Origin of the sequence: [Flexibacter] sp. ATCC 35103 (genome assembly GCF_001975985.1) — a bacterium.
Lineage (GTDB): Bacteria > Bacteroidota > Bacteroidia > Flavobacteriales > Flavobacteriaceae > Flavobacterium.
Genome location: NZ_MTQF01000001.1, coordinates 625,927 through 649,956, shown reverse-complemented (window position 1 = coordinate 649,956; position 24,030 = coordinate 625,927). Strand labels below are relative to the sequence as shown.

21 protein-coding genes are annotated in these 24,030 nt (G+C 32.5%); 9 read left to right on the top strand and 12 right to left on the bottom strand.

Annotation, left to right across the window (positions count from 1 at the left end):
* Window positions 1–165: 165 nt before the first annotated feature.
* Entirely contained in the window at window positions 166–738 is a 573-nt protein-coding gene (locus BXU01_RS02680) for a Crp/Fnr family transcriptional regulator (RefSeq protein WP_083691578.1), read from the top strand.
* Window positions 739–848: 110 nt separating this feature from the next.
* Here BXU01_RS02680 and BXU01_RS02675 read toward each other — a convergent pair whose 3' ends face one another.
* Both BXU01_RS02675 and BXU01_RS02670 read right to left on the bottom strand, forming a co-directional pair.
* The gene (locus tag BXU01_RS02675) at window positions 849–1,397 is read right to left on the bottom strand and encodes a HutD family protein (protein ID WP_083691577.1); all 549 of its coding nucleotides are present in this window, start codon (window positions 1,395–1,397) and stop codon (window positions 849–851) included.
* A 95-nt stretch (window positions 1,398–1,492) separates the two neighbouring features.
* Window positions 1,493–1,999 carry a GNAT family N-acetyltransferase gene (locus BXU01_RS02670; RefSeq protein WP_083691576.1) on the bottom strand — a complete coding sequence of 169 codons (507 nt, stop codon included), beginning with the start codon at window positions 1,997–1,999 and terminating at the stop codon, window positions 1,493–1,495.
* A 189-nt stretch (window positions 2,000–2,188) separates the two neighbouring features.
* Between BXU01_RS02670 and BXU01_RS02665 the strand changes: the two genes are divergently transcribed.
* The 4 genes from BXU01_RS02665 (at window position 2,189) to BXU01_RS02650 (ending at window position 4,368) form a co-directional block, all read left to right on the top strand.
* A complete protein-coding gene (locus BXU01_RS02665; RefSeq protein WP_083691575.1) occupies window positions 2,189–2,584 on the top strand; it encodes a helix-turn-helix transcriptional regulator in 396 nt (131 codons plus the stop codon).
* Between the two features lie 245 nt (window positions 2,585–2,829).
* Window positions 2,830–3,768 (top strand): hypothetical protein, encoded by a 939-nt coding sequence (locus BXU01_RS02660; RefSeq protein ID WP_083691574.1) that lies wholly within the window; start codon window positions 2,830–2,832, stop codon window positions 3,766–3,768.
* A gap of 68 nt (window positions 3,769–3,836) precedes the next feature.
* Window positions 3,837–4,040, top strand: a complete 204-nt coding sequence (locus BXU01_RS02655; RefSeq protein ID WP_083691573.1) for a hypothetical protein — start codon at window positions 3,837–3,839, stop codon at window positions 4,038–4,040.
* A gap of 13 nt (window positions 4,041–4,053) precedes the next feature.
* A complete protein-coding gene (locus BXU01_RS02650; protein WP_083691572.1) occupies window positions 4,054–4,368 on the top strand; it encodes a helix-turn-helix domain-containing protein in 315 nt (104 codons plus the stop codon).
* 117 nt (window positions 4,369–4,485) lie between these two features.
* On the opposite strand, the gene BXU01_RS02645 is transcribed toward BXU01_RS02650, so the two are convergent.
* From BXU01_RS02645 to thrA, 4 genes are all read right to left on the bottom strand, one after another.
* Window positions 4,486–5,622 (bottom strand): hypothetical protein, encoded by a 1,137-nt coding sequence (locus BXU01_RS02645; protein WP_083691571.1) that lies wholly within the window; start codon window positions 5,620–5,622, stop codon window positions 4,486–4,488.
* A 161-nt stretch (window positions 5,623–5,783) separates the two neighbouring features.
* A complete protein-coding gene (gene thrC / locus BXU01_RS02640) occupies window positions 5,784–7,073 on the bottom strand; it encodes a threonine synthase (protein ID WP_083691570.1) in 1,290 nt (429 codons plus the stop codon).
* A 461-nt stretch (window positions 7,074–7,534) separates the two neighbouring features.
* Window positions 7,535–8,470, bottom strand: coding sequence for a homoserine kinase (locus BXU01_RS02635; protein WP_083691569.1), 936 nt, complete (start codon window positions 8,468–8,470; stop codon window positions 7,535–7,537).
* Window positions 8,471–8,621: 151 nt separating this feature from the next.
* The gene (thrA, locus tag BXU01_RS02630) at window positions 8,622–11,069 is read right to left on the bottom strand and encodes a bifunctional aspartate kinase/homoserine dehydrogenase I (RefSeq protein ID WP_083691568.1); all 2,448 of its coding nucleotides are present in this window, start codon (window positions 11,067–11,069) and stop codon (window positions 8,622–8,624) included.
* A gap of 722 nt (window positions 11,070–11,791) precedes the next feature.
* Here thrA and hutH point away from each other — a divergent pair.
* The 4 genes from hutH to BXU01_RS02610 all read left to right on the top strand — a co-directional run bounded on the left by hutH (window position 11,792) and on the right by BXU01_RS02610 (window position 16,894).
* Window positions 11,792–13,306, top strand: a complete 1,515-nt coding sequence (hutH, locus tag BXU01_RS02625) for a histidine ammonia-lyase (RefSeq protein ID WP_083691567.1) — start codon at window positions 11,792–11,794, stop codon at window positions 13,304–13,306.
* Between the two features lie 48 nt (window positions 13,307–13,354).
* Complete coding sequence (locus tag BXU01_RS02620; RefSeq protein ID WP_055098081.1) at window positions 13,355–13,999, top strand: DUF47 domain-containing protein; 645 nt, start codon at window positions 13,355–13,357, stop codon at window positions 13,997–13,999.
* 32 nt (window positions 14,000–14,031) lie between these two features.
* On the top strand, window positions 14,032–15,366 hold the full coding sequence (locus BXU01_RS02615) for an inorganic phosphate transporter (protein ID WP_083691566.1): 1,335 nt from the start codon (window positions 14,032–14,034) through the stop codon (window positions 15,364–15,366).
* Window positions 15,367–15,487: 121 nt separating this feature from the next.
* Complete coding sequence (locus BXU01_RS02610) at window positions 15,488–16,894, top strand: SMI1/KNR4 family protein (protein WP_255373691.1); 1,407 nt, start codon at window positions 15,488–15,490, stop codon at window positions 16,892–16,894.
* A gap of 84 nt (window positions 16,895–16,978) precedes the next feature.
* Here the strand turns inward: BXU01_RS02610 and BXU01_RS02605 are convergent, their stop codons facing one another.
* The 6 genes from BXU01_RS02605 to BXU01_RS02580 all read right to left on the bottom strand — a co-directional run bounded on the left by BXU01_RS02605 (window position 16,979) and on the right by BXU01_RS02580 (window position 24,018).
* On the bottom strand, window positions 16,979–18,295 hold the full coding sequence (locus BXU01_RS02605; protein WP_123773914.1) for a serine hydrolase: 1,317 nt from the start codon (window positions 18,293–18,295) through the stop codon (window positions 16,979–16,981).
* The gene (locus BXU01_RS02600) at window positions 18,292–18,909 is read right to left on the bottom strand and encodes a hypothetical protein (protein ID WP_083691563.1); all 618 of its coding nucleotides are present in this window, start codon (window positions 18,907–18,909) and stop codon (window positions 18,292–18,294) included. The genes BXU01_RS02605 and BXU01_RS02600 overlap by 4 nt, the downstream gene beginning before the upstream one ends.
* Window positions 18,906–19,241: a PadR family transcriptional regulator gene (locus BXU01_RS02595; RefSeq protein ID WP_083691562.1), complete on the bottom strand. Its 336-nt coding sequence runs from the start codon at window positions 19,239–19,241 to the stop codon at window positions 18,906–18,908. Before BXU01_RS02595 ends, BXU01_RS02600 begins: the two co-directional genes overlap by 4 nt.
* Before the next feature lie 96 nt (window positions 19,242–19,337).
* The gene (locus tag BXU01_RS02590; RefSeq protein ID WP_083691561.1) at window positions 19,338–19,862 is read right to left on the bottom strand and encodes a DUF421 domain-containing protein; all 525 of its coding nucleotides are present in this window, start codon (window positions 19,860–19,862) and stop codon (window positions 19,338–19,340) included.
* A 91-nt stretch (window positions 19,863–19,953) separates the two neighbouring features.
* Complete coding sequence (gene rimK, locus BXU01_RS02585; protein ID WP_083691560.1) at window positions 19,954–21,327, bottom strand: 30S ribosomal protein S6--L-glutamate ligase; 1,374 nt, start codon at window positions 21,325–21,327, stop codon at window positions 19,954–19,956.
* Between the two features lie 144 nt (window positions 21,328–21,471).
* On the bottom strand, window positions 21,472–24,018 hold the full coding sequence (locus BXU01_RS02580; protein WP_055098076.1) for an ATP-dependent Clp protease ATP-binding subunit: 2,547 nt from the start codon (window positions 24,016–24,018) through the stop codon (window positions 21,472–21,474).
* Window positions 24,019–24,030 lie beyond the last annotated feature (12 nt).

Genomic DNA, 24,030 nt, shown 5'->3' with positions numbered 1-24,030 from the left:
AGTTGAACAAGTTCAATAATTTGAAAATAAATTGATTAAAAGTCTTTTTTTAACAGTTGTTAATTTACAAAAACGCATAAAAAGGGTACTTTTACGTAATCGATTACATTATTTTTTAATTAATTCAAAACTTACGCCCCCGAGTAAGAATAAAAGTAAAAACACATGTACAACACCCTCAGATCAAGTATTGAACGCAAAATTCCGTTAACAGATAAAGAATGGAAATTTGTTGTTGAAAAAGCCGAGTTTATCAAACTCAAAAAAAATGAATACCTGCAAATTCAGGATTCAAACAGTTCTTATGAAGGCTTTATTTTAAAAGGTGCTTTCAAAACCTACATTTTGAATGATAACGGCACCGAAAGTGTAATTTTCTTTTCGTTTGAAAACGAATGGATGTGTGACCTCGAAAGTTTCTATCATCAAAAGCCAACAACCTACAATATAAAGGCAATTGAAGACAGCGAAATCCTGGTAATAAGCAAAACAAACAAAACATTATTATTTGAACAAGTACCCAAGTTAATCCAGTTTCACATCATCATGGTCGAGAAAGCAAACATTGCTATTCAACAGAGACTTATAGATGTGTTAAACAAAACTTCTAAACAAAGATATCTGGAGTTTATTGAGAAACACCCGCAAAAAGCGGATAAAATCAATAACAGAAATTTATCTTCCTATCTTGGAGTTTCGCACGAATTTTTATCGAAGATTAAAAGAACGTGCGTCTAAAACTTAGTATTTAAACAATCTCGCAAAGTCGCCAAGGCGCAAAGTTTTATTTTTCTTTGCGACTCTGCGACTTTGCGAGATTAAAAAAACTTAGCGAATCTTCGCGTAGATTAAAAATCTAATAGTCCAAAGAGACATTTATTAGACAAATCAAGCATTATATTTTTCTTTTCCGGATTTTCAATGACTAATAAATCATACCGTTTTAGATTGTACGGTTTCTCATTAATTTTAATAGCTGTTGTATCAATAGAGAATAAAATTATTATTTGAGCATTACAATTCTGGTTGCTATTGGCTATTTTCAGTTTGTGATGGGATATTTTTTCAGAAACCATCCAATTAAAATCAATGCCTTTTGTATAAGAAGTCACATCATCATTAGAACTAAATTCCATGATTTCGTATTTCTTATATATCTTTTTTTCTTTGTTTACCTCAATATCTAAGCTGTTATCAAGCATAACCAAATATCGATAATAACCCATAAATTTGGTAAATTCTGAAGGCACTTTCTCTATTGTAGCGCTGCTGATTCTAAATAGAAAATCTCTATCAATGTAATTTGCTGTTTCCGGAAAGATCATATATTCATAAGTCAATCCGCCGCTCCAAATAGAGGCTGTAGTATTTTTTTTAGTGAAAAGACTTATGTTCATTTACTCAATATTTTAATATAACTTCAAATTTCCTGATGCATTTTCACTTCTGCTTTTAAATGAACTTATATCACTTATATGGTTGAAAAAAAAGCTTAAATCTTCTTCTCTAAAAAGATAAATTCCAAAGGCTTATCAGAAATATTAATATGAATATCGCTTGAAGGAAAAGGTTCTCTTTCGCCAGTCTCCACATAACCGTGACGCTTGTACCAGGCAATAAGTTCTGAACGAACCGAAACAACCGTCATACTAAGCGTAAACAATCCTAAAGTTTTGGCATGAGTTTCAGCTTCTGCCAACATCTTTTTCCCGATTCCAGCATTTTGTAATTCAGGAGAAACCGTTAACATTCCCACATATAATTGATGCTCTTTCTCGACCAATAAAACCGATCCAATAATTTTGTCGTCGTCTGTAAATTTCAGAAATGTATTTTTAGAGTCTAAAATGATTTCCTTTAATTCATCTTCGGTGGTTCTTTTTCCTTCTAATAAATGCGCTTCTGTAGTCCAGCCTTTTTTAGAAGTTTCTCCTCTATATGCAGAGTTTATTAAGGTTGTTAATGATGGAATGTCTTGTAATGTTGCTTTTGTAATCATATATTTTTGAAAAATGTAAATTGTAAAATGTAAAATTACATTAGAAAATAGCTTTAGCCTAATCTTTTGTGTTTTGGGATAAAGCTGAATTTGTCAATTTATATAAATTATGAAAAGAGTATCTTACAAAAAGGGTTTGTTTTTTACCTAAACTAATTTTCGTTTGAGAATTTTAAATATCTTTGAATTATGAGTACAGCAATAAAACCAAAACATATCGGCAGAAATATAAGCCGTATCAGAGAGCTTAAAGATATGAAACAGGAAGCACTGGCACAAGCTTTAGGAATAAGTCAGCAGACTATTTCGGCTATTGAAAACAGCGAAACTGTAGAAGAACAAAGATTAATTGAGATAGCAAAAGTTCTTGGAGTATCTGCTGAAGCAATTAAGAGCTTTTCGGAAGAAGCGGTTTTTAATATTATTGGAAATACCATTCAAGATAATGGTACGCTTTCGACTACGACAGGTAATTTCAATTGTACTTTTAATCCTTTAGATAAAGTAGTTGAACTTTACGAACGTTTGGTGCAAGCTGAAAAAGATAAAGTTGAGTATTTGGAAAAATTACTTGATAAGAAATAATTTTTTTGAAAATATATTAAATTGAGAAGAGACCTTTGCTGAGGTCTCTTTTTTTTGTATTCTATTGCTATAATGAGCGTCTCGCTCGTGCCCGTTCTAATTGGTTTTTGAATTTCTTTGTATTTACGACCGGGACGCTCGCGTTATTAAATGTTATATTCACATTTGGATGTTTTTTTTTTTACTTAAAACAAATAAACTTAAATAAATTTGTTTTTTATTTAAGTTTGACTTAAATTTGCTGCATGAATAATTTATTTAAAAATATTATCAATTTCTCTTCTGGACTTACTGCTCAATTAAAAGTAGCTGAGAAATTTTCTAATACAATAAAAATTCAATCTCAATTTAGTAAAACCTCTGTAGAATGTAAGAAATACAATTCAATAAGTTCAAAAATTGAGGAATCAAATAACTTGTTTTCTAAATGGCAAAATTTGGCTACAGTTATCGATTTTAATATTAATGAAAAATCATTAAAACTTTCTCCGTCAGTCAATAGTAGCGGAATGTCTAATAGTTGGAATGAATTACAAGAGTTTGTTCGTTCACAAAAATATTTCGAGAAGATTAATTCTTCATTTTATTTACCACTTACTCCAAAATATAAGGAATTAGGGGTATCAAAGTCTTGGGATGTGGATCATTTTGTTCCAAAATCAAGAAAGAGTGAATTTGATAATTTTAAATTTTATAAAAGTTTTAAAAATTTAGAACATTATGAAACCTTGCAATCTTTTGCCGAATATGATGTAGCAAAAAGTCGTATTCTCAAGGATGAAATAAGTAATGAAGTTGAAAGAATTATAAACGGAAGTGTTTGTTATAATGATATTTATGATAGTATTTATAGATCTACAAGAGAGGTAGTAGACCGTGACTATTCACAGCGTAAACAGAGTTTAGAAAATCTGAAGAACTATATTATAAATGGTGATTTCGATTTCAAATATACTATTGGTTTAGAGGATTTACTTTGGACTCATTTCACGAGAATTGAAGAATTAGAGGAGACAATTAATCGCACTGTTTTTGAATTAAAAATCTTAAACAAGATAATAATTTCTATATCCAATTGTTTTAAAAAGTGTGCATTAAATAAAAGAGATTTTTTTAGAAAAATAAATAGTTTTCATTTCAAAAACTTAGATGACGAATATCATTCATTTTCTTTAGCAGCTTAGGCGAATTAAGGTTTGAATGGTTTTCTAGACCTTAATATTTTAGATTTTTAAATTAAAATATTAAAGAAATGAAAAATAGTAATGAAGAGATTATATCTCAAATAGATAATGCTCTATTAAATGTTGAGATGAATGATGTTACAAGAGAATTGTTAATATTGTTAAAAGAAGAAATTCCAAAAGCAAAAACAAAGGAAGAAAAGCTTCAGATAGCGTTTAAATTATTGGACGTAATAACTACAGGTGTAGCTATTGCATCCATGTTTCAATGAAAATAATTTTATTATGGAAATAGGTAAAGTAATTAAACTTTTAATCAAAAGACGAAATATGAAACAAGTAGAAGTTGCTAAATTAATTGGCAAAAGCCCTACTGCGTTATCACAGATTATTAGTGGTACTTTTAAGCCTCAATCAGAGACACTAGAAAAACTTAGCGAAGTTTTAAATGTACCAGTAGCAGTAATACATTTTTTAAGTATTTCAGAAAACGACATACCTAAAGAAAAGTTACCGCTTTATAAAATCCTTGCTCCAAGTATTGAAAATTATTTAATGGATATTTTTTCGGTTGATAAAGAAGATTTGACTTTGGAATAATTATTAAAACAAAGGGATATCTAAAGTCAAGATATCCTTTTTGTTTTAATCATTATTATAAGTTAAAAAAACTTTCCCTTGCTATCGAGAGCATCCCAAGTGGTTTTTGAATTTATATCAGGGGAGAATTTCGATTTTAATTAGTAGTATACCTTCATTTTCTAATATTGTATGAAATTCATTTAATGTTTCTTTTTTGATTTCTATAAACTTAACTTTAATTGAATTTGCATATTCTTTTTTTAAAGAATCACTTTTTTGTTGTTTTATAAATGTATTTTCTCCACCAAAATAATCTACAGGTCTAAAATGTTGTTTACCATGATATTCAATAAAATAAGTAGGCTCTTTTTTTCCATTTAAAATTGCAAAGTCAAATTTAAAATTTTGGTTCTTATAATAAATAGGATATTGATACTGAAAGTTAATTTTTAAATCTTCCAATGTTTTTTTGATAGATCTTTCTCCACTGCTTCTTTCACTAAAATATGGATGCACCTGACCAGATTTAAATTTACTAAACATACATTCAAATTCAGGATCTATATCTAATGGAATTTGATCTCCAATATATTTAAATCTTAGTTTTGTATTTGCTTTTGATTTTAAAAGTGTTGTATCATCATTTAAGATAATATATTCCGGTTTGTTTAGTTTTATCCAATTTTTAATATTTTCAGCTTTAAACTTGTTTGGTGTAAATGGACTTAAATGAATATTGTTCTTTATGTTTTGATTTAATTGGTGTGGAGTTGTAATGTAATAATAATTGCTTTTATCTTGTATTATGATTGTAGTATTTGCATTTGTTGAAGGGATGAGTTCTTCAATTAATTCATATTTGTGATCAAATATTAATTTGATTATTTCATCTTGAGTCCATGTAATAACCGCATAATTACATTTTGGACAAACTTTTCTTGAAAATAGATTTTCCAAACGAACTTTTTCATTCAAATGATTTAATTTGAAACAATTAAAATCGATATGTGGCCTGGTTCGACCATCTGTTCCTTCTAATGAATAGAGTTTAATTAATGTTCCTAAATTTAGATTATTAAAATCAGCAATTTTTTTACAATTTTCACAATTGTAGTTGCTCTTCTTTTTAAAGCTATTCCATTTATTACAAAATCGTATATTGCAAATAGGGCATTTAAAAGTTATTGTCTTATCTTGAAGATGTGAAATATATTCAAAATTTATTTCATGCATTTTAAGATAATCCGTTATGTCGTTTTTAAATAGAGGCATAATTGTTTGTTTTGTGATTTTAATGCAATTGAACTATAAAATAAAACAGATAGAATAAAATATTATGATTTATAAAATGAGGGGAATTTAATTATAAAAGCACCGATTATACAAAGTAATTTGTTTAATCGGTGACTTTAAATTTTTATAAAACAAATTGTTTAGCCCAAGAAACTCTTCAATTCCTTATAACTAGAAATCTTCACACTAACTTTCTCCTCATTAATAACACTTTCAATTTGTTCTGGAATCGGAAGTGTAATTCCTAAAGCAGGTTCAACTACATCAAGAAATTTAATAGGATGCGCCGTTTCTAAGAAAACACCAATCGCATTTTCGTGTTTTTGTAATTCTTTTTTCAAACCTAAATAACCAACAGCGCCGTGAGGTTCTGCAATATAACCGTTTGTGTTATAAATATTTTTTAGAGCTTCCAGTGTTTCTTCATCAGTATAACTGTACGAAGAGAAGTCTTTTTCGAAAGCCTTTAAATCATTGTTGTACAATTCCTGAATCCTAATAAAGTTACTTGGGTTTCCAACGTCCATGGCGTTTGAGATTGTGGCTTTAGAAGGTTTTGGGTCGTATTTTCCGTTTTCTAAAAATCTTGGTACCGTATCATTTACGTTTGTAGAAGCAACGAAATGTTCAATTGGCAAACCTAATTTCTTTGCCATAATTCCGGCGCAGATATTCCCGAAGTTTCCGCTTGGACAAGAGAAAATCAACGGTTTATTTTGGCTTTTAAGAGCTTTGTAAGCAAAGAAGAAATAGAACATTTGTGGCAACCAACGCGCAATATTAATAGAATTTGCCGATGTGAGGTTTTTATGCGCTAAAGTCTCGTCCAGAAACGCTTTTTTTACCATATCCTGGCAATCATCAAAAACACCGTCAACTTCAAGTGCTTTTATGTTTTTTCCTAATGTCGTCAATTGTTTTTCCTGAATATCGCTCACTTTTCCTGATGGATATAAAATCACAACATCAACACCGTCGACGCCAAGAAATCCGCTTGCAACAGCTCCGCCAGTATCTCCCGAAGTCGCTACCAAAACGATATTTTTACTGTCTTTTTTGTCTTTATTAAAATACGCCAGACAACGTGACATAAATCGCGCGCCAACATCTTTAAAAGCCATTGTAGGTCCGTGAAATAATTCAAGTGAATAAATCCCTTTTTCGACTTCTACCACCGGAAAATCAAAGCTTAGAGTTTCGGCGATAATTTCTCTTAAATTTTCTTCTGGAATTTCATCGCCTACAAATTGCTGAATCACATCAAATGCAATATCGTTGTGGCTTAGATTTTCGATTACGTTAAAAAATGCAGGATTTAAAGGCGTAATAGTCTGAGGGAAATACAATCCTTTATCACTCGCTAATCCTTGTATCACAGCTTCTTTAAACGAAACTTCTGGTGCATTATGGTTTAAACTGTAGTATTTCATGGTTTATTTTAGATTTTAGACTTTAGATTTTAAATTTTAGAAAAAAGAGAATAGAGTATAGAGAATAGACTTTTCTGTAATCATTTTTCAATTTTTTAAATTCCAATAGTTTGTTTTTATTTAACCGCAGAGCGCGCAAGGAAATTGTTTCTTTTGAAAACGCAGAGATCGCAAGGCTTTGTGGTGATGTCTATTATTATTATTATTATTATTATTCGGCTTTTTTGTCATTTCGACCAGAGGGAGAAATCGCACTAGAAATGCCGCACAGAAAGTCGCCAATCTTTGTCGATTTACGAGTGTGATTTCTCCCTCCGGTCGAAATGACAAATTTTATTTGCCATACTATGCGGGACTTCGACTTCGCTCAGTCTGACAATTGCGACTTGTAAATTCGTTTAATTAATTCTTTTTTTCGATTTATTCCACAAGCCAATTTGTGTAAATTCGTGAAATTAGTGTTACAAAATTCTTACGCCATCCGGATTAATTTTCGAAACGTGAATTTCATACGGCAAATTCATATTTTCGTAAACATCGCTCATCGCTTTTGCGATTTGGTCTGCGGTATTTTTTCCTCTGCTTAAAGCAAAAATCGACGGACCTGAACCTGAAATTCCGGAACCTAAAGCGCCATTTTCAAGAGCCGTTTTTTTGATTAAATCAAAACCCGGAATCAAAACGCTTCTTAGAGGTTCAACGATTTCGTCATGAAGCGATCTTCCTATCAAATCATAATCTTTGGTGTATAAACCTGCGATTAATCCGCCCACATTTCCCCATTGCATGATGGCACTTTTTAGGGAAACGGTTTGTTTTAATACCGAACGCGCATCAGATGTTTTCAACTCAATTTGAGGATGAACCACCGTTGCAAATAATTCCTCCGGACTATCAATCCTGATAATGTCAAGCGGAGCATAACTTCTTACCAACGTAAAACCACCCAAAAGGGCGGGAGCAACGTTGTCAGCATGAGCGTTTCCGCTGGCTAATTTTTCGCCTTGCATGGCAAATTGTACTAAATCTTTACGGGAATAAGGTTGTCCTAATAATTCATTGATCCCAAAAACGGCTCCGGCAGAACTTGCAGCGCTGCTTCCAATTCCGCTTCCGGCTTTGATATTTTTGTAGATTTCGATTTCAAACCCAAAATTTATCGATTCAAAATCTCTTTCATAAGCTTCTAACATCGCTAAAGCCGCAACACCCGAAACGTTTTTCTCGGTTTCTAAAGGTAAATCGGCACCCACAATTTTAGTAATACGAACTCCTTTTTGATCTGTTTTTCGAACAATCATTTCATCACCCGCATTGTCTAAGCAAAGTCCAAGTACGTCAAATCCGCACGAAAGATTCGCAATTGTAGCCGGGCAAAATAGTTTTATTTGTGTCATTTTTGTTATAGGTTCAGAGTGACAAAGGTTCAAAGGAACAAAGGCTTTGCTGCTCGATATTTTTTATTTTAAGGTTCTAAGCGAGAAAGGTTCATAGGTTCAAAGGTTTTTAACTTTGTCCCTTTGCACCTTTGAGCCTTTGTACCTTTTTTTAATTATTTCCAATTCTAATTACATCCGCAAAAATTCCTGAAGCGGTTACGGCTGCTCCGGCGCCTGCGCCTTTGATCAATAACGGCTGATCTACGTAACGATCTGTGTAGAAAAGTACGATATTGTCTTTTCCTTCTAAGTTATAGAAAGGATGATCTTTTGCAATGAATTGAAGGCCTACGCTTGCTTTTCCGTTTTCGAATTGAGCAACGTATTTCAATCTTGAATCTTTGGCTAATGCTTCTTCATAAATTCCTTCAAAATGAGCGGCGTGTTTGATTAAAGATGCAAAAAAGTCTTCGTTATTAGTGGTTTCTAAACAATCCGCTGGTAAAAACGATTCGTTTGCGATGGCATCAATATCCATTTCGTAACCGCTTTCGCGAATTAAGATTAAGATTTTACGCGCAACGTCGATTCCGCTTAAGTCAATTTTCGGGTCCGGTTCTGTGAATCCCTGAACTCCGGCTTCTTTTACAACATCATGAAAAGAATTATTCTTATCAAAATTGTTGAAAATGAAGTTTAAACTTCCTGATAAAACCGCCTGAATTTTATGCACTTTATCGCCAGAAGCAATTAAGTTTTTTACCGTATCTATAATAGGTAATCCCGCACCAACATTCGTTTCAAATAAAAACGGAGCGTTGTATTGACGAGATAAACTTTTAAGTTTTTTATAATTATCGTAAGCAGATGAACAGGCAATTTTATTACAAGTTACAACGGCAATACTTTCTTTTAAGAACTTCTCATACATTTCAGAAACGCTTGCATTTGCTGTAATATCAACAAAAATACTGTTACGTAAGTTCAGTTCTCTGGCGCGTGCGATAAATTCTGTTGGAATCGCGTGTTCGCCTTTGTCTAAAGCCGATTGCCAGTCTTTTAGTGAAATTCCGTCTTCATCAAAAAGCATTTTTCTTGAGTTTGACAAAGCAATTACACGAACATTAATTTTTAGATTTTCTTTTAAAAACTTTCTTTGATTGTGAATTTGTTCGATGAATTTTTCGCCCACATTTCCAACTCCCATTACAAATAAATTCAGCTGTTTGGTGTTTTCTTCAAAGAAGTTTTCGTGCAATGTATTCAATGCTTTTTTAACGTCTCTTTCGTTTATTACAGTCGAAATATTACGTTCAGAAGCTCCTTGCGCAATAGCACGGATATTTACGTTGTTTTTACCCAAAGTACTAAACATTCTTCCGCTTAAACCCTGGTGATTTTTCATGTTTTCACCAACCAAAGCAATTATGCAAAGGTCTTTTTCGACAATACACGGATCGATTTTGTTTTGTAAAATCTCTACTTCAAAAGCTTTGTTGATCGCAGCTTCGGCATTTTCAGCGTCAGAATTTAAAATTCCGATACAAATCGAATGCTCAGAAGAAGCCTGAGTAATAAAAATAACATTGATTTTTTCCTGAGACAATACTTCAAACAAACGTCTTGACGAACCGGCAACTCCAATCATTCCGGGACCTTCGAGCGTTACTAACGAAATATTATCGATATGGCTGATTCCTTTTACGACAGTATCTGTAGATGAAACCTGACTGGAAATTAAAGTTCCTTCAGCTTCCGGTTCAAAAGTATTTTTGATTAAAATTGGAATATTTTTTCTTAAAACGGGTTGAATCGTTGGCGGATACAACACTTTTGCTCCAAAATGCGATAATTCCATCGCTTCCTGATACGAAATTGTTGCAATAGGCTGCGCTTGTTTTACAATTTTAGGGTTTGCAGTAAACATTCCGTTTACGTCAGTCCAGATTTCAAGTTGTTCCGCATCCAGCGCTCCTGCAATTATTGCTGCAGTATAATCAGATCCTCCACGACCTAAAGTAGTGGTAATTCCGTCAAGAGTTAAGGCTATAAATCCTGGTAAAATATTAATTTTTGATTGATTCTCTGCAAAGTATTCCTGAATCAAATTATTCGAAACTTCAAAGTTTACAACTGCTTTACCAAAATTGTTATTGGTTTTTATTAATTCGCGACTGTCTTTATAAGAAACATTATTATCAACCTGTTTATAAGCCTGCGCTATGATATAAGAGGAAAGTAATTCGCCAAAACTTAAAATTGTATCAGCGGTTCTTGGAGATAATTCGCCTAATAAAAAGCAACCATCCAATAAAGTTTCTAAGTGATTGATAATTCTTTTTACGTGACTTAACAAACTGCTTTGTTCGCTTACCGGAATTAAATCTTTTAAGGTATCGAGGTGTTTTTTCTCGATTTCGGCAACGATATCTCTAAAGCTTTCATCGTTTGCCGCTGCTTTTGCTGCTGCCAACTGCAATAAATCAGTGACTTTGCTTAAAGCGGACACAACTACTACTAGTTTATCTTGTTTAGAATTCTGGCTTATAATGTCGAGAACGAGTTTTATATTTTGAGCATTGGCAACCGAAGTTCCGCCAAATTTTAATACTTTCATTTTTGTGTTTTTTAATAAGGTGCAAAGATTTTGAGTAACAAAGGTTCAAACGTTATCAACTGTGAACTGAAACTGAAAACTGCGACTATTTTTTTTCTTTGTGAATGTTTTTTATGTATCCAATAACTCTCTTCTTTTAAAGAAAAAAGTATAGATAACCAGGATTTATATGTAAAATGTATACCCCTAAGGGGTAGTAGTTGTTGTAGTAGTAGAAATTGTTGCAGCAGCAATTGCAACTCTGGTTTGAGCTGTCATTGAAGATTGATATTTTGCGCTGTTACTTTTCATTTTGATTTTTCAAAAGTACAGTTTTTTATAAAAGCTAAAAAACCTAAAGACCTTTTTACGAATATTTTAATATTTTAAATATAAGAAAATTAATATTGAGTATTTGTTAAAATTAAAACTCTAAATCTGACTTATTCATATATTTAAGGCTGTTTCATGAAATGACTAAATTCAATAAAGCCTTGATTGATGGTAAAAGCGATTAAAAATAACAGATTTTATCCTATATGTTAAGTAGGAAAAATGTTTTGGTTTTTACAATAAAATTTAATATTCATTTTTTACAAATAATAAGCTGATTTTTTGCCTGATAAGGATTATGGAATAAGTAACGGAGAGGAAGCCAAAATGGCTAAATTTTAATTATTATGAACAAATGTTGCTTTTTAATATTGATTTGTTGAATTTTGGTCTCTTAAAATACAAACATCATGAGAGAAATCCATTACATAAGTACTGAAACCTTAAATTTAGAAGCGCTACAAGAAATTATAGTAAATCAAAAAACGCTTGAATTATCAGAAGAAGCTAAAGTTAATGTTCAGAAGTGCCGTGATTATTTAGATAAAAAAATGGCTTCACATTCTGAACCTATTTATGGTATCAATACGGGATTTGGATCACTTTGTAATGTAAAAATATCGAATGAAAATTTATCTCAGCTTCAGGAAAATCTGGTAAAATCACATGCATGCGGAACCGGAGAAGAAGTTCCTGCCGAAATTGTGAAATTGATGCTTTTGCTTAAAATTCAATCTTTAAGTTACGGACATTCGGGAATTCAGTTGCAAACTGTAAATCGTTTGGTTGATTTTTACAACAATGATATTTTACCTGTTATTTATACGCAGGGTTCTTTAGGAGCTTCAGGAGATTTAGCACCATTAGCACATTTATCTTTGCCTTTATTAGGAGAAGGTGAAGTTTTATTTGAAGGTAAAAAAGTGGCTTCAGCCGAAGTTTTGAAACATTTTGGTTGGGAACCAATTGTTTTACAGTCAAAAGAAGGCTTGGCATTATTAAACGGAACACAATTTATGAGTGCTTACGGAGCTTATATTTTAATAAAAGCGTATAAATATTCGTATCTGGCTGATTTAATCGGGACGATTTCGCTTGAAGGTTTTGACGGAAGAAGCGAACCATTTAATGAATTGATACATTATATACGTCCGCATAAAGGGCAAATTGTTACGGCACAACGTATTAATGAATTTCTTGAAGGAAGCGAAATTATTGCTCAGGAGAAAAAACACGTACAAGATCCGTATTCTTTCCGTTGTATGCCGCAGGTTCACGGAGCTTCAAAAGATGCAATCGATTATGTTCGAAAAGTATTTAAAACCGAAATTAACTCAGTAACTGATAATCCAAATATATTTATAGAAGCAGATCAGATAATCTCCGGAGGAAATTTTCACGGTCAGCCTTTGGCTTTAGCTTTAGATTTTATGGCAATAGCATTGGCAGAGTTAGGAAGTATTTCTGAAAGAAGAACTTATCAGTTAATTTCCGGATTGCGTAATCTTCCGGCATTTTTAGTAGATAATCCGGGATTAAATTCAGGATTTATGATTCCGCAATATACTGCAGCAAGTATTGCAAGTCAAAACAAGCAATTGGCAACTCCGTCAAGCGTAGATAGTATTGTGTCAAGTAACGGGCAGGAAGATCACGTAAGTATGGGAGCAAACGGAGCAACAAAAGCATTGCGTGTTTTAGAGAATTTAGAGCGTATTCTGGCAATTGAATTGTTGAATGCTTCACAGGCAATTGCTTATAGAGAACCATTGAAATCAAGTGATTTTATAGAGATGTTTTTAAGCAGTTACAGGGAGGTAGTTCCTCTTGTAAAGGAAGATAGAATCTTACATTACGACATTAAAAAGACTGTGGAATTCCTGGACAGTTTCCAAATTGAAAACGATTTGTTAACAATGGCTTAACATTGTAAAGTATTAATGAAGTAATTTTGCACTATCAAAAATATAAAAATGTCAATAAACAGTATTTTCCAATTTTTAGTGCCGAAAGACAAAAAATTCTTTCCACTTTTTGAAGAAGCTTCAAGCAATTTAATTGAATTAGCTTCTAATTTACACGAAGCTGTAAATCTTCCATTAAAAGAAAGAGAAGTCCTTTTTCAAAGAATTGATGAATTAGAGCAAAAAGGAGAAGACATTACGCGTCAAACCAATCTGGAATTGAGTAGAAACTTTATTACTCCGTTTGATAGAGAGGATATTCATACATTAATTACTTCTATTGATAACGTAGCAGATTATTTGCACGGAGCAGCAAGCAGAATGAGATTGTATCAGGTTGATAAGATTACAAAATCAATCAGAAAGATGACAGAAATTAATCTTGAAGCTTGTCAAAACATTGATAGTGCCGTAAAAGAATTAAGAAATTTAAAGAATTTCAAAGTCATAAAAGATGCTTGCGCCAGAATCAATAAACTGGAAAACAAGTCAGATAACGTTTATAACAAAGCAGTTTTTGAAATTTTTGAAAACGAAACAGATGCTAAAAATATTATTAAATATAAAGAAGTATTGTCTGTTTTAGAATCAGCAACAGATAAATGTAAGAGCGTTGCGAATATACTGGAATCTATTTCTGTAAAACATTCTTAAATTCAATTTATTTCATTCTGAAGTTATAATTTATGACGCTACTTATAATTATTATAGTATTAGCCTTAATTTTTGATTACATCAACGGTTTTCATGATGCGGCAAATGCTATTGCAACAGTTGTTGCTACAAAGGTTTTAACGCCTTTTCAGGCGGTTCTTTGGGCAGCATTTTTTAACTTTTTGGCTTATTGGGTTTTCGGATTTGGTGTTGCAGATACTGTCGCAAAAACAGCGCACACCATGGAGATTAATCTTGTTGTTATCCTTGCCGGTGTTATTGCAGCAATTTGTTGGAATTTATTGACTTGGTGGTTAGGAATTCCTTCAAGTTCATCTCATACCTTAATTGGTGGTTTTGCCGGAGCTGCAGTTGCTCATGCTATTGCTGTACATGGTTTTTCAGGTTATGTAGACGCAGATGGAACTACGCATTATTGGTATCAAATCGTAAGCTGGTATAAGGCAGGAAAAGATGGCGGAATGCCTTCAGGAGTTCTTATTATTATTGCGTTTATTGTTCTGGCACCCTTATTAGGAGCGCTTGCTTCTTATTTAATATCGATCTGGTTGCTAAATGCTTCTCGTAAAGTTATTGGTCCTAAGATATTTACAGTGGCTTTAATGATTGCTACCGTTTGGTTGGTTAGCAGTTTAATGGTTCCTTATGCTGATATTGAAAAGCCTAGATTCGCTTCTCATTTTTGGAGTGTAGCTTTCGATCCGCACAATATTAAATGGTTTTTAGTTGCTTTTATTATTTTAACAGTAAGTGCATTTTGTTTGATCTTTAGTAGTTTAAACTTACATCAGGCAGATGCTGCTTTGAAAAAAATGCAATTACTTTCTTCTGCTGCTTTTAGTTTAGGACACGGAGGAAATGATTCGCAAAAAGTAATGGGGATTATCGCTGCTGCTGTAGCAGTTTATATCAATACAAATCCGGGTGTTCATATGGATTCGTGGTTAGATGTTGTATTGCCAAATGATGATTTAGGAATAAAAGGAGTAATGCCGGGATGGATTCCGTTAGCGTGTTATTCTGCAATTGCTGCGGGAACTTTAAGTGGTGGATGGAAAATTGTAAAAACAATGGGTTCTAAAATCACAAAAGTAACTTCGTTTGAAGGTGTTGCTGCTGAAACTGCTGGAGCTTTAACGCTTTATTTTACTGAACATTTAAAAATTCCGGTAAGTACAACACACACCATTACAGGTTCTATCATTGGGGTTGGATTGACAAAACGTGTTTCTGCCGTTCGTTGGGGAGTTACCGTGAGCTTAATTTGGGCCTGGATATTGACAATTCCTATTTCGGCTATATTAGCTGGTTTGGTTTACTATATTTTAAGCATATTTATAGGATAGTTAAATGATTTTTGTAAAATGTGAGAGGTAAAAAATCATATTTTAAACATATAAAAAAAGCCAGTTTCTTTATTTGAAACTGGCTTTTTTGTTTGATATCTTTAATTGTTTTAAAAATATAATGTATTTACATTTACGGGATATTAAAGGAAGATTTACAATTATAATGAATGAATTAAATCAAATAGAGAGAATTAAAAGTAAGTTGCTTATTGCAAAAAATACAGATAAAAATTTAAAAGTATTTGGTGCTGAAAGCCATAAATATATTTTAGGAGATACCGTAACTCCAAACCAAATTTTAAGTTTTGAAAATGAATATGATATAAAGCTTCCGGAGAGTTATAAAGCTTTTTTACTTCATATTGGTAATGGAGGTATTTCATATGCAGATTCTGCCGCAGGACCTTCATATGGAATTTATCCTCTTGGAAAAAACACAGATGAGTTTATCGATGAAAATACCAAAGTATATTTAAGGGAAGATTGTAAAATTTTTCCGGATATGACCAATGAATTTTGGGATGATTTAAATAAAAATATCGAAGAAGATGAGGATATCTCTAATGAAGATTTTAATATTGAGTTAGGTAAAATATTTTCAGGATTATTACCAATTGGTTCACAAGGTTGTTCGTATTGTTCTGCGCTTGTTTTAAATGGTAAATTTAAAGGAAAAATTGTTAATGTGGATCTTGACAGGCAAAAGCCTTTTTTTGCTTTTGAATCAAATTTTTTAGATTGGTACGAAAGATGGCTTGATGAAATTATCCCTGAAAATGAAATAACAGATAAACCAGATTTGTTTCAATACACGTTGGGAGGAAGTGTAAGTTATATTTTGGAAGTATATTTTTCTTCGGATGATTATGAAACGAAAATGGAATGCCTGACCGGAATCTTAAAAAAAGAAACAATTGAGTCAGGTGATCTTGATGTTTTAGAAGAACAATATAAATTAAGTTCTGATGAGATTCAGAAAAAAATACTTCAGGTTCTTGTAAAATTTGATTATAACAGAGCGTATTCTTATTTGGTGGATTTTGCAAACAAAAGCTTATTAGATGTTTTTCAATTAGTATTCTGGTATGCAAAAGATAAAAGTTTAGATTGGCTGGATACCATAAAATCAAATATTAAAAATATTAATGACGATGAGACTTTTCTTTTTTGTACTTATTTATTAAAAGAAATGAATCTTGATTATGGTAAAATTATTGTTCCGTTTGTGAGCAATGAAAACGAAAGTATCAGGATTAGTGCTTTTTATTCGTTGGGAGGATTGAAAAATAAAAGTGATTATATGGATACTTTTATTGCGGGTCTTAATGATAGTTCGAATAGAGTAATTCATACCACTTTGCAGGCATTAAATGGAGTAGAAGATAAAAAACTTTTAAAGCATTACAAAGTTATAGCTGAAAAATTCCCTGTAGAACAAGATTATATTTTAGCAAATCTCAATCATAGATTAAAGCCTTTTGGTTTAAATAATAAAACGATTAAGAAGATTAAAACAGATTCCTAAAACAAGAATGTGTTCGTCTTTAGAAATAAAAAAAGCTGGTTCTATATTTAGAAACCAGCTTTTTTTATCATTTAAATTTTCTGTTTATTGTTTATTAAATGTAAATTCTTTTCCGCCTTGTTTTAAGATCATTTCTTTTTTATCAGGATTAAATTCTAAAATAATTCCTGCGGCATCAAATTTAAAAATGTTGGCGGCAGTTGCCTCAAGAGGAAAAGAAGGTTGTCCGGTTGCTTGTGCGACTAATATGTTGTCTTTTTTAGTAATGTCTATTTTTAACGGAATTTGCGCACTGCCATAAGTTCCCAAATAAGGATCAAGAGTTTCTGCAGTGACAGTAATGCTGGTAAAAACCGGCATTGTAAACGGTTTGTTAAAATAAGAACTTAAAGCGCATAATAAAACACTATTATTGTCGTAACCCATTGCTCCGTTTGAAGTTATGGCTAATGCTAGTTTTTCTTCCGGAAAATAATCCAAAAGAGATCTAAATCCATCGATTGCTCCATTATGACCGTAACTTTTTCTTTCGAAGTAGGGAAGCTCCATAATTCCCATTCCGTATTTGTCTTTTATAGTTTTCATTTCATTTAAATGTTCGATTGAAACAATTTTTCCGGCAAAAAGACCTTCAATGAATTGGTTTAAATCTGTAGGATTAGATACGATTGCTCCGGCTCCAAGTGGAATCGACATATCTGTCTCAGTTTCTTTTTCCCATTTTCCTGACAAAGTATAAGAATAAGCTTCGTTGTTTTCTAAATTTATTTTTCCTCCCAAATAAGTATTTTTTAATTTTAAAGGTTTGATAATTTTCAAGTTTAGAATTTCGCCATACGATTTCTTGTAAATATCTTCCAGAATATAAGATAATAAAATATAGTTTGAGTTACTGTATTTTCCTTTTGTATTGGGTTCAAAAACAACATCTCCTGCGGCTATTCGTTCTGTCATTTTAGCCCTGGATTGAGGTTGTGTATTCCATTTTAAATAATCCGGATTACTGGTAAAATCATAAATACCACTTCGGTGATTTAATAAATTGGAAATCGTAATGGTTTTTGCATTTTTTATAGTCGGGAAATATTTGTCGATAGTTTGGTTTAAATCGATTTTTTTCTCCTCGACAGCTTTAAAAATAAGAGATGCAGTAAATGTTTTTGAGATAGAACCAATTCGGTATTTTGTATTTATACTGGATTTTTTCGAACTGGCAATATCATCAAAACCAATTGATTTGGTGTAAATTGTTTTTCCATTTTCAGCAATAGCAATGCTTCCCATGAATTTATTATTTTTCTCCAGCAAAGCAAATAAACTGTCCAGTCTTTTGGTATTGAAAGTTTGTGAGAAAGTGCTCGTAACTATAAGAGCGCATAAACAAGTAATAATTTTTTTCATAATAGCGTTTTTTGATTGATTGATTTTTTGAACTTTAGTAATAGGGTTATAAGAAAATAAAAAAATACGATTGATAATAACATTACCGGGATAAACCAGTTGCCCAGAACTTCGTAAGTCTGGTTTTTAATTTGATCTTCGGAGTTGATTATTCCCAGTACAAAAACAGAAAAAGAATCTTTTTTCATATAAAGACCAACAAGGGACGGATAAAATATTTTTGCAAAAATCAAGAAGACGAAACCAAATAGAAAAAGATATAAAACAAAGAAAAAGATGTACGAAATGCCATTGGTAAAGTTTAATATCAAAGCTTTAAACACATGAACAGGATTAAAAGTTTTTGTTGCCTGTTCTAGTTTTTTGTCAGCAATAAGAGGTTTTAAAACTTCTTCAGGAAAACCTAGTTTTTCTATAATGTCTAAAAGAGAATCTAATTCATTCTGCTCGTTTTTTTGTTGAATCGCTTCAAAAATATGGCTGTTAAATTCCATATAAATGTCATCCTGATTTATTTTTGATAATGAAACTGTTGCTTTCCTGATACGTTTCATGTAATCATTATAAATTCGTTGCGAAGCTTTTTGTTCGAATTTGATGTCTTCTATTCTCATTGAATGATTTTTTTAATTGATTTTTCCAGATTCTCCCAGTAAATATTCATCTGACTTAAAGTTTCTATTCCGGCTTCGGTTAATGAATAATATTTTCGTGGAATTCCGGTTTCCTGTTCCACCCATTTAGAATCTACTAATTCTTCGGTTTTTAATCGATTCATTAAAGGATATAATGTTCCTTCTGCTATTTCTATTTCGGTATGTCTTCTTATTTGTTCAATAAGCTCATAGCCATAGTACTCGTGATTTTTGAGTACATTCAGGATAATAAAAGTCAAAGTGCCTTTTTTTACCTGTGATTTCCAGTTTGTTACAAAAGTTTCATTCATAATGCTAATGTATAACAAAATACATAGTATAACAAAGTATGTAGCTAAGTTTTTTTAATATAAATAATTAACTAACTGATTTTTAGTCGTTTAATTTTAAAATTGTTTTTGCAGATTCTTGCGATTGTGTTTTCGTTTGTAGTTAGTTTGCTTAAGATTCTTTTTATCTTCAGAGATTACACTAATCGTTCCGTCGATTTCTAGCATACAAAGTTTGACATCTGTAAAGTGTTCTAAACCATGTTCGCGCATGGCTTCTTTTAATTCGTCGTGAGAAATATCTAATTTACTTAAAGCATCAAAATCAAGTTTTCCGTCATGAATTAAGATTTCCGGTTTATCTAAAAGTAAATCGTTTAGTATTTTGTATTTGTGAGTTAGTTTTTTAATGATAAAGTTGATAATGAACAAAACCAATGCAGCAACCAAACCTCCCCAAAGACTTGTGTCTGGGCCAACCATTGCATTTTGAACAGAATTACTAATCAATAAAATCAAAATAATATCGGCAGTATTCAATTGCGAAAGTTCTTTTTTACCAAAAATGCGCAATGCAATTGTCATGAAAAAATAAACGGCAGCACTTCTGAAAATAATATCTAAGTAAGGAAATACAAACATTTTTTTAGAATTTGAATTAAAAAAAGCTTTGTCAAAGTTTAAACTCTGACAAAGCTGCTAAAATAATTAAAGGATATTAAGCTCGAATGAACTAATGAACTATTTTGAAATTTTTCTCTATCGCTCTGATCATTTCTCCTGCAATATCTTTATTTGTTGCGCCTTCGATTCCTTCAAGTCCCGGAGAAGAGTTTACTTCCAGTAATAATGGTCCTTTTGAAGAACGAATAATATCAACTCCTGCTACTTTTAAGTCCATAGCTTTTGCAGCTTTTATAGCAATTCGTTTTTCTTCAGCAGTTACTTTGATAACTGATGCAGTTCCTCCAAGGTGAATATTTGCCCTGAATTCTCCTGGCATCGCTTCACGCTGAATGGCAGCAACCACTTTACCATCAATTACAAAACAACGAATATCTTTTCCGTTTGCTTCCTTGATGAATTCCTGAACAAGTATATTGGCATTTAAGCTTTTAAAGGCATTGATAACACTTTCTGCTGCTTTTTTAGTTTCTGCAAGAACAACTCCTTTTCCTTGTGTGCCTTCTAATAATTTTACAATTAAAGGCGAACCTCCAACCATTTTGATCAAGTTGTCAGTATCAAGAGGAGAATTGGCAAATCCTGTTGTTGGTATATCGATTCCGCTATTCAAAAGCAATTGCAAAGAGTATAATTTATCACGTGATTGTGTAATCGCTGTAGCTGAGTTTAAAACAAAAACTTTTAATGCTTCGAACTGACGTGTTAATGCACAACCATAAAAAGTAATACTTGGTCGAATTCTTGGAATAATAGCATCAAATTGATTTAATATTTTTCCGCCACGGTAATGAATTTCCGGAGTTTTAGCGTCCAGTTTCATGTAACATTCTTTGATGTTTAAAAAATGCATTTCATGGCCACGCATTTCGCCTGCTTCCATGATTCTTTTATTGCTGTACAATTCCGGATTACTGGCTAAAAGTCCAATTCGTAAACCTGAAGTCGCTTTTTCTGAATTTTGATATAATTCTTTTAATGTTTCAGTAGAAGGTTGTCCTAATAAATATTTTTCCTGCGGATCAACCAATACACGTCCGCTCATCGCTTCGCGGCCTAAAAGCATACGAAAACCCATTGAATCCCTGTTGGTCAATGTCATTTCTATTGGCCATTTTATATCGCCAAGTTTTATACTGGTCTGAATAACATAACGATGTTCTCTGAAACCGCTTGAACTTTTTACTATTCTTTTGTCAACCAACGGAGCTTCGCAATGAATGATGGTTTTAATATTATTCTGAATTGGATTAATATCAAATTTCACCCAATTGGCATCATTTTTAATAAAAGGAGCTATGTTTATAGCGTGCATTGCCGAAGTTTTAGCACCGGAATCCACACGAGCTTTTATTGTTGGGATTCCTAGTTCTGGAAATGAGCACCATTCTTCGCTACCTAAAATGACTTTGTTTTGAAGCATACGTTATTATTTGTTTTTTATAGAATTTAATAGCCAAAAATAGCTATTTGCTTTTACTAAAGATAGTAATTTTTCTAAAAAAAATACCCGTTATGTTATGAAAACGTAACGGGTAAATTATATTTGTTATAAAATTTAAATTATTTACAAATTTGTAGGTTCTTCAGCTTTGTGTATTTCTACTGAAAGTTCCTGAGAATCATCTTTTAAATCCATTAAGATTTCATCACCTGAATGTATTTTAGAAGTTATGATTTCTTCTGCTAACAAATCTTCAACATATTTCTGGATGGCTCTTTTTAGAGGTCGTGCTCCAAACTGCCTGTCAAAACCTTTTTCAGCAATAAATGCTTTGGCTTTATCAGTAAGATTAAGCTTGTATCCTAACTCTGCAATACGAGAATAAAGTTTAGCAAGCTCAATTTCGATAATCAAATCAATATCGCCTTTTTCTAATGCATTAAATACGATTACGTCGTCAATTCTGTTTAAGAATTCTGGTGCAAAAGTTTTTTTCAATGCGTTTTCGATAATGCTTTTAGAGTTTTCATCTGCCTGAGCTACTTTCGCAGCAGTTCCGAATCCTACACCTTGTCCAAAATCTTTTAACTGACGTGCTCCAACATTTGATGTCATGATAATGATAGTATTTTTAAAGTCGATTTTGCGACCTAAACTATCCGTTAAATATCCGTCATCTAAAACCTGAAGCATCATATTAAACACATCCGGATGCGCTTTTTCGATCTCGTCTAAAAGTACCACACAATATGGTTTTCTACGAACTTTTTCAGTCAATTGACCACCTTCTTCATATCCTACGTATCCCGGAGGCGCTCCAACTAAACGAGAAATAGCAAATTTCTCCATGTATTCACTCATATCAATACGAACTAACGCATCTTCAGAATCGAATAATTCTTTTGCAAGAACTTTTGCCAATTGAGTTTTACCAACTCCAGTCTGACCTAAGAAAATAAACGAACCAATTGGTTTGTTAGGATCTTTAAGTCCGGCTCTGTTACGCTGAATAGAACGGGCAATTTTAAGAACCGCTTCGTTTTGGCCAATTACTTTGTTCTGAATCAATTCAGGTAATTTAGCCAGTTTGTTGCTTTCTGTTTGTGCAATTCTGTTTACAGGAATTCCAGTCATCATAGAAACAACATCGGCTACATTGTCTTCTGTAACTTCAATTCTGTTGTTTTTAGAATCTTCTTCCCATTGTTCTTGTGCAACAGCAAGATCTTTTTCAATGCGTTTTTCATCATCGCGAAGTTTGGCAGCCTCTTCGTATTTTTGTTTTTTGACTACCATGTTTTTCATTTCACGAACTTCTTCTAACTGACGCTCTAAATCAAGAATTTGTTTAGGAACATCAATATTAGTAATGTGTACGCGAGATCCGGCTTCGTCAAGAGCATCAATAGCTTTGTCCGGTAAAAAACGCTCAGACATATATCTGTTTGTTAATTTAACGCAAGCCTCAATAGCTTCCTGGGTATAGGTAACATTGTGGTGATCTTCGTATTTGTCTTTAATATTGTTCAAAATTGCAATAGTTTCCTCAACAGATGTTGGTTCTACAATTACTTTCTGAAAACGTCTTTCAAGAGCACCGTCTTTCTCGATATATTGTCTGTACTCATCAAGAGTAGTAGCACCAATACATTGAATTTCTCCTCTTGCCAAAGCAGGTTTGAACATGTTCGAAGCATCAAGTGAACCAGTTGCTCCGCCAGCACCTACAATAGTATGGATTTCGTCAATGAAAAGAATGATATCATCATTTTTCTCCAGCTCGTTCATTACGGCTTTCATTCTTTCTTCAAACTGACCACGGTATTTTGTTCCTGCTACTAAACTGGCAAGATCAAGTGTAACCACACGTTTGTTGAAAAGAATACGAGATACTTTCTTTTGGATAATACGTAGTGCAAGTCCTTCTGCAATAGCAGATTTACCAACTCCAGGCTCTCCAATTAAAAGCGGATTGTTCTTTTTTCTACGGCTTAGAATTTGAGAAACACGTTCGATTTCTTTCTCGCGTCCTACAACCGGATCTAGTTTTCCTTCCTCGGCCATTTCTGTTAAATCTCTCCCAAAATTATCTAAAACCGGAGTCTTGGATTTTTTGTTTGACTTATTGGCTGGATTATTAAAACTACTTTCTTTAAGACTGTCATCTTGTCCTGAATCATCATTATACGATTCGTTTCTTGGCAAGTTTTCTAAGAATTCTTCTTCGTTTGGAGTCATATTTAAATATTGTTCTTTAGCTATGTCATAATCTATTTTTAGCTTATTCAACAGCTTGGTTGTTGGATCGTTTTCGTTTCGTAAGATACATAATAGCAAGTGCGCCGTACTGATAGACGAGCTCTGAAATACTTTAGCTTCAAGGAAAGTTGTCTTCAGTGCTCTTTCCGCCTGACGCGTAAGATGAAGATTTTTCTTTTCGGCATTTACTTCAACGCTCTGATTGGCCGGACTCAGTATTTCTACCTTCCTGCGTAAATGATCTAAATCGACTGCTAGGTTATTAAGTATATGAATAGCTTTTCCGTTTCCATCCCTTAAAATGCCTAGCATTAGATGTTCAGTACCAATAAAGTCGTGGCCCAAACGTAAGGCTTCCTCTTTACTGTAGGTAATAACATCTTTTACTCTTGGTGAAAAATTATCATCCATAATATATAATTG

Excerpts from the sequence above, each read along its gene's own strand:
- BXU01_RS02615 (WP_083691566.1), top strand. The coding sequence starts at position 14,032 with ATGACGCTACTTATAATTATTATAGTATTAGCCTTAATTTTTGATTAC.
- BXU01_RS02620 (WP_055098081.1), top strand. The coding sequence starts at position 13,355 with ATGTCAATAAACAGTATTTTCCAATTTTTAGTGCCGAAAGACAAAAAA.
- hutH (WP_083691567.1), top strand. The coding sequence starts at position 11,792 with ATGAGAGAAATCCATTACATAAGTACTGAAACCTTAAATTTAGAAGCG.
- BXU01_RS02670 (WP_083691576.1), bottom strand. The coding sequence starts at position 1,999 with ATGATTACAAAAGCAACATTACAAGACATTCCATCATTAACAACCTTA.
- BXU01_RS02650 (WP_083691572.1), top strand. The coding sequence starts at position 4,054 with ATGGAAATAGGTAAAGTAATTAAACTTTTAATCAAAAGACGAAATATG.
- BXU01_RS02665 (WP_083691575.1), top strand. The coding sequence starts at position 2,189 with ATGAGTACAGCAATAAAACCAAAACATATCGGCAGAAATATAAGCCGT.
- BXU01_RS02675 (WP_083691577.1), bottom strand. The coding sequence starts at position 1,397 with ATGAACATAAGTCTTTTCACTAAAAAAAATACTACAGCCTCTATTTGG.
- BXU01_RS02635 (WP_083691569.1), bottom strand. The coding sequence starts at position 8,470 with ATGACACAAATAAAACTATTTTGCCCGGCTACAATTGCGAATCTTTCG.
- BXU01_RS02645 (WP_083691571.1), bottom strand. The coding sequence starts at position 5,622 with ATGCCTCTATTTAAAAACGACATAACGGATTATCTTAAAATGCATGAA.
- BXU01_RS02660 (WP_083691574.1), top strand. The coding sequence starts at position 2,830 with ATGAATAATTTATTTAAAAATATTATCAATTTCTCTTCTGGACTTACT.
- thrC (WP_083691570.1), bottom strand. The coding sequence starts at position 7,073 with ATGAAATACTACAGTTTAAACCATAATGCACCAGAAGTTTCGTTTAAA.
- thrA (WP_083691568.1), bottom strand. The coding sequence starts at position 11,069 with ATGAAAGTATTAAAATTTGGCGGAACTTCGGTTGCCAATGCTCAAAAT.
- BXU01_RS02610 (WP_255373691.1), top strand. The coding sequence starts at position 15,488 with ATGTATTTACATTTACGGGATATTAAAGGAAGATTTACAATTATAATG.
- BXU01_RS02680 (WP_083691578.1), top strand. The coding sequence starts at position 166 with ATGTACAACACCCTCAGATCAAGTATTGAACGCAAAATTCCGTTAACA.
- BXU01_RS02605 (WP_123773914.1), bottom strand. The coding sequence starts at position 18,295 with ATGAAAAAAATTATTACTTGTTTATGCGCTCTTATAGTTACGAGCACT.
- BXU01_RS02600 (WP_083691563.1), bottom strand. The coding sequence starts at position 18,909 with ATGAGAATAGAAGACATCAAATTCGAACAAAAAGCTTCGCAACGAATT.
- BXU01_RS02655 (WP_083691573.1), top strand. The coding sequence starts at position 3,837 with ATGAAAAATAGTAATGAAGAGATTATATCTCAAATAGATAATGCTCTA.
- BXU01_RS02590 (WP_083691561.1), bottom strand. The coding sequence starts at position 19,862 with ATGTTTGTATTTCCTTACTTAGATATTATTTTCAGAAGTGCTGCCGTT.
- rimK (WP_083691560.1), bottom strand. The coding sequence starts at position 21,327 with ATGCTTCAAAACAAAGTCATTTTAGGTAGCGAAGAATGGTGCTCATTT.
- BXU01_RS02595 (WP_083691562.1), bottom strand. The coding sequence starts at position 19,241 with ATGAATGAAACTTTTGTAACAAACTGGAAATCACAGGTAAAAAAAGGC.
- BXU01_RS02580 (WP_055098076.1), bottom strand. The coding sequence starts at position 24,018 with ATGGATGATAATTTTTCACCAAGAGTAAAAGATGTTATTACCTACAGT.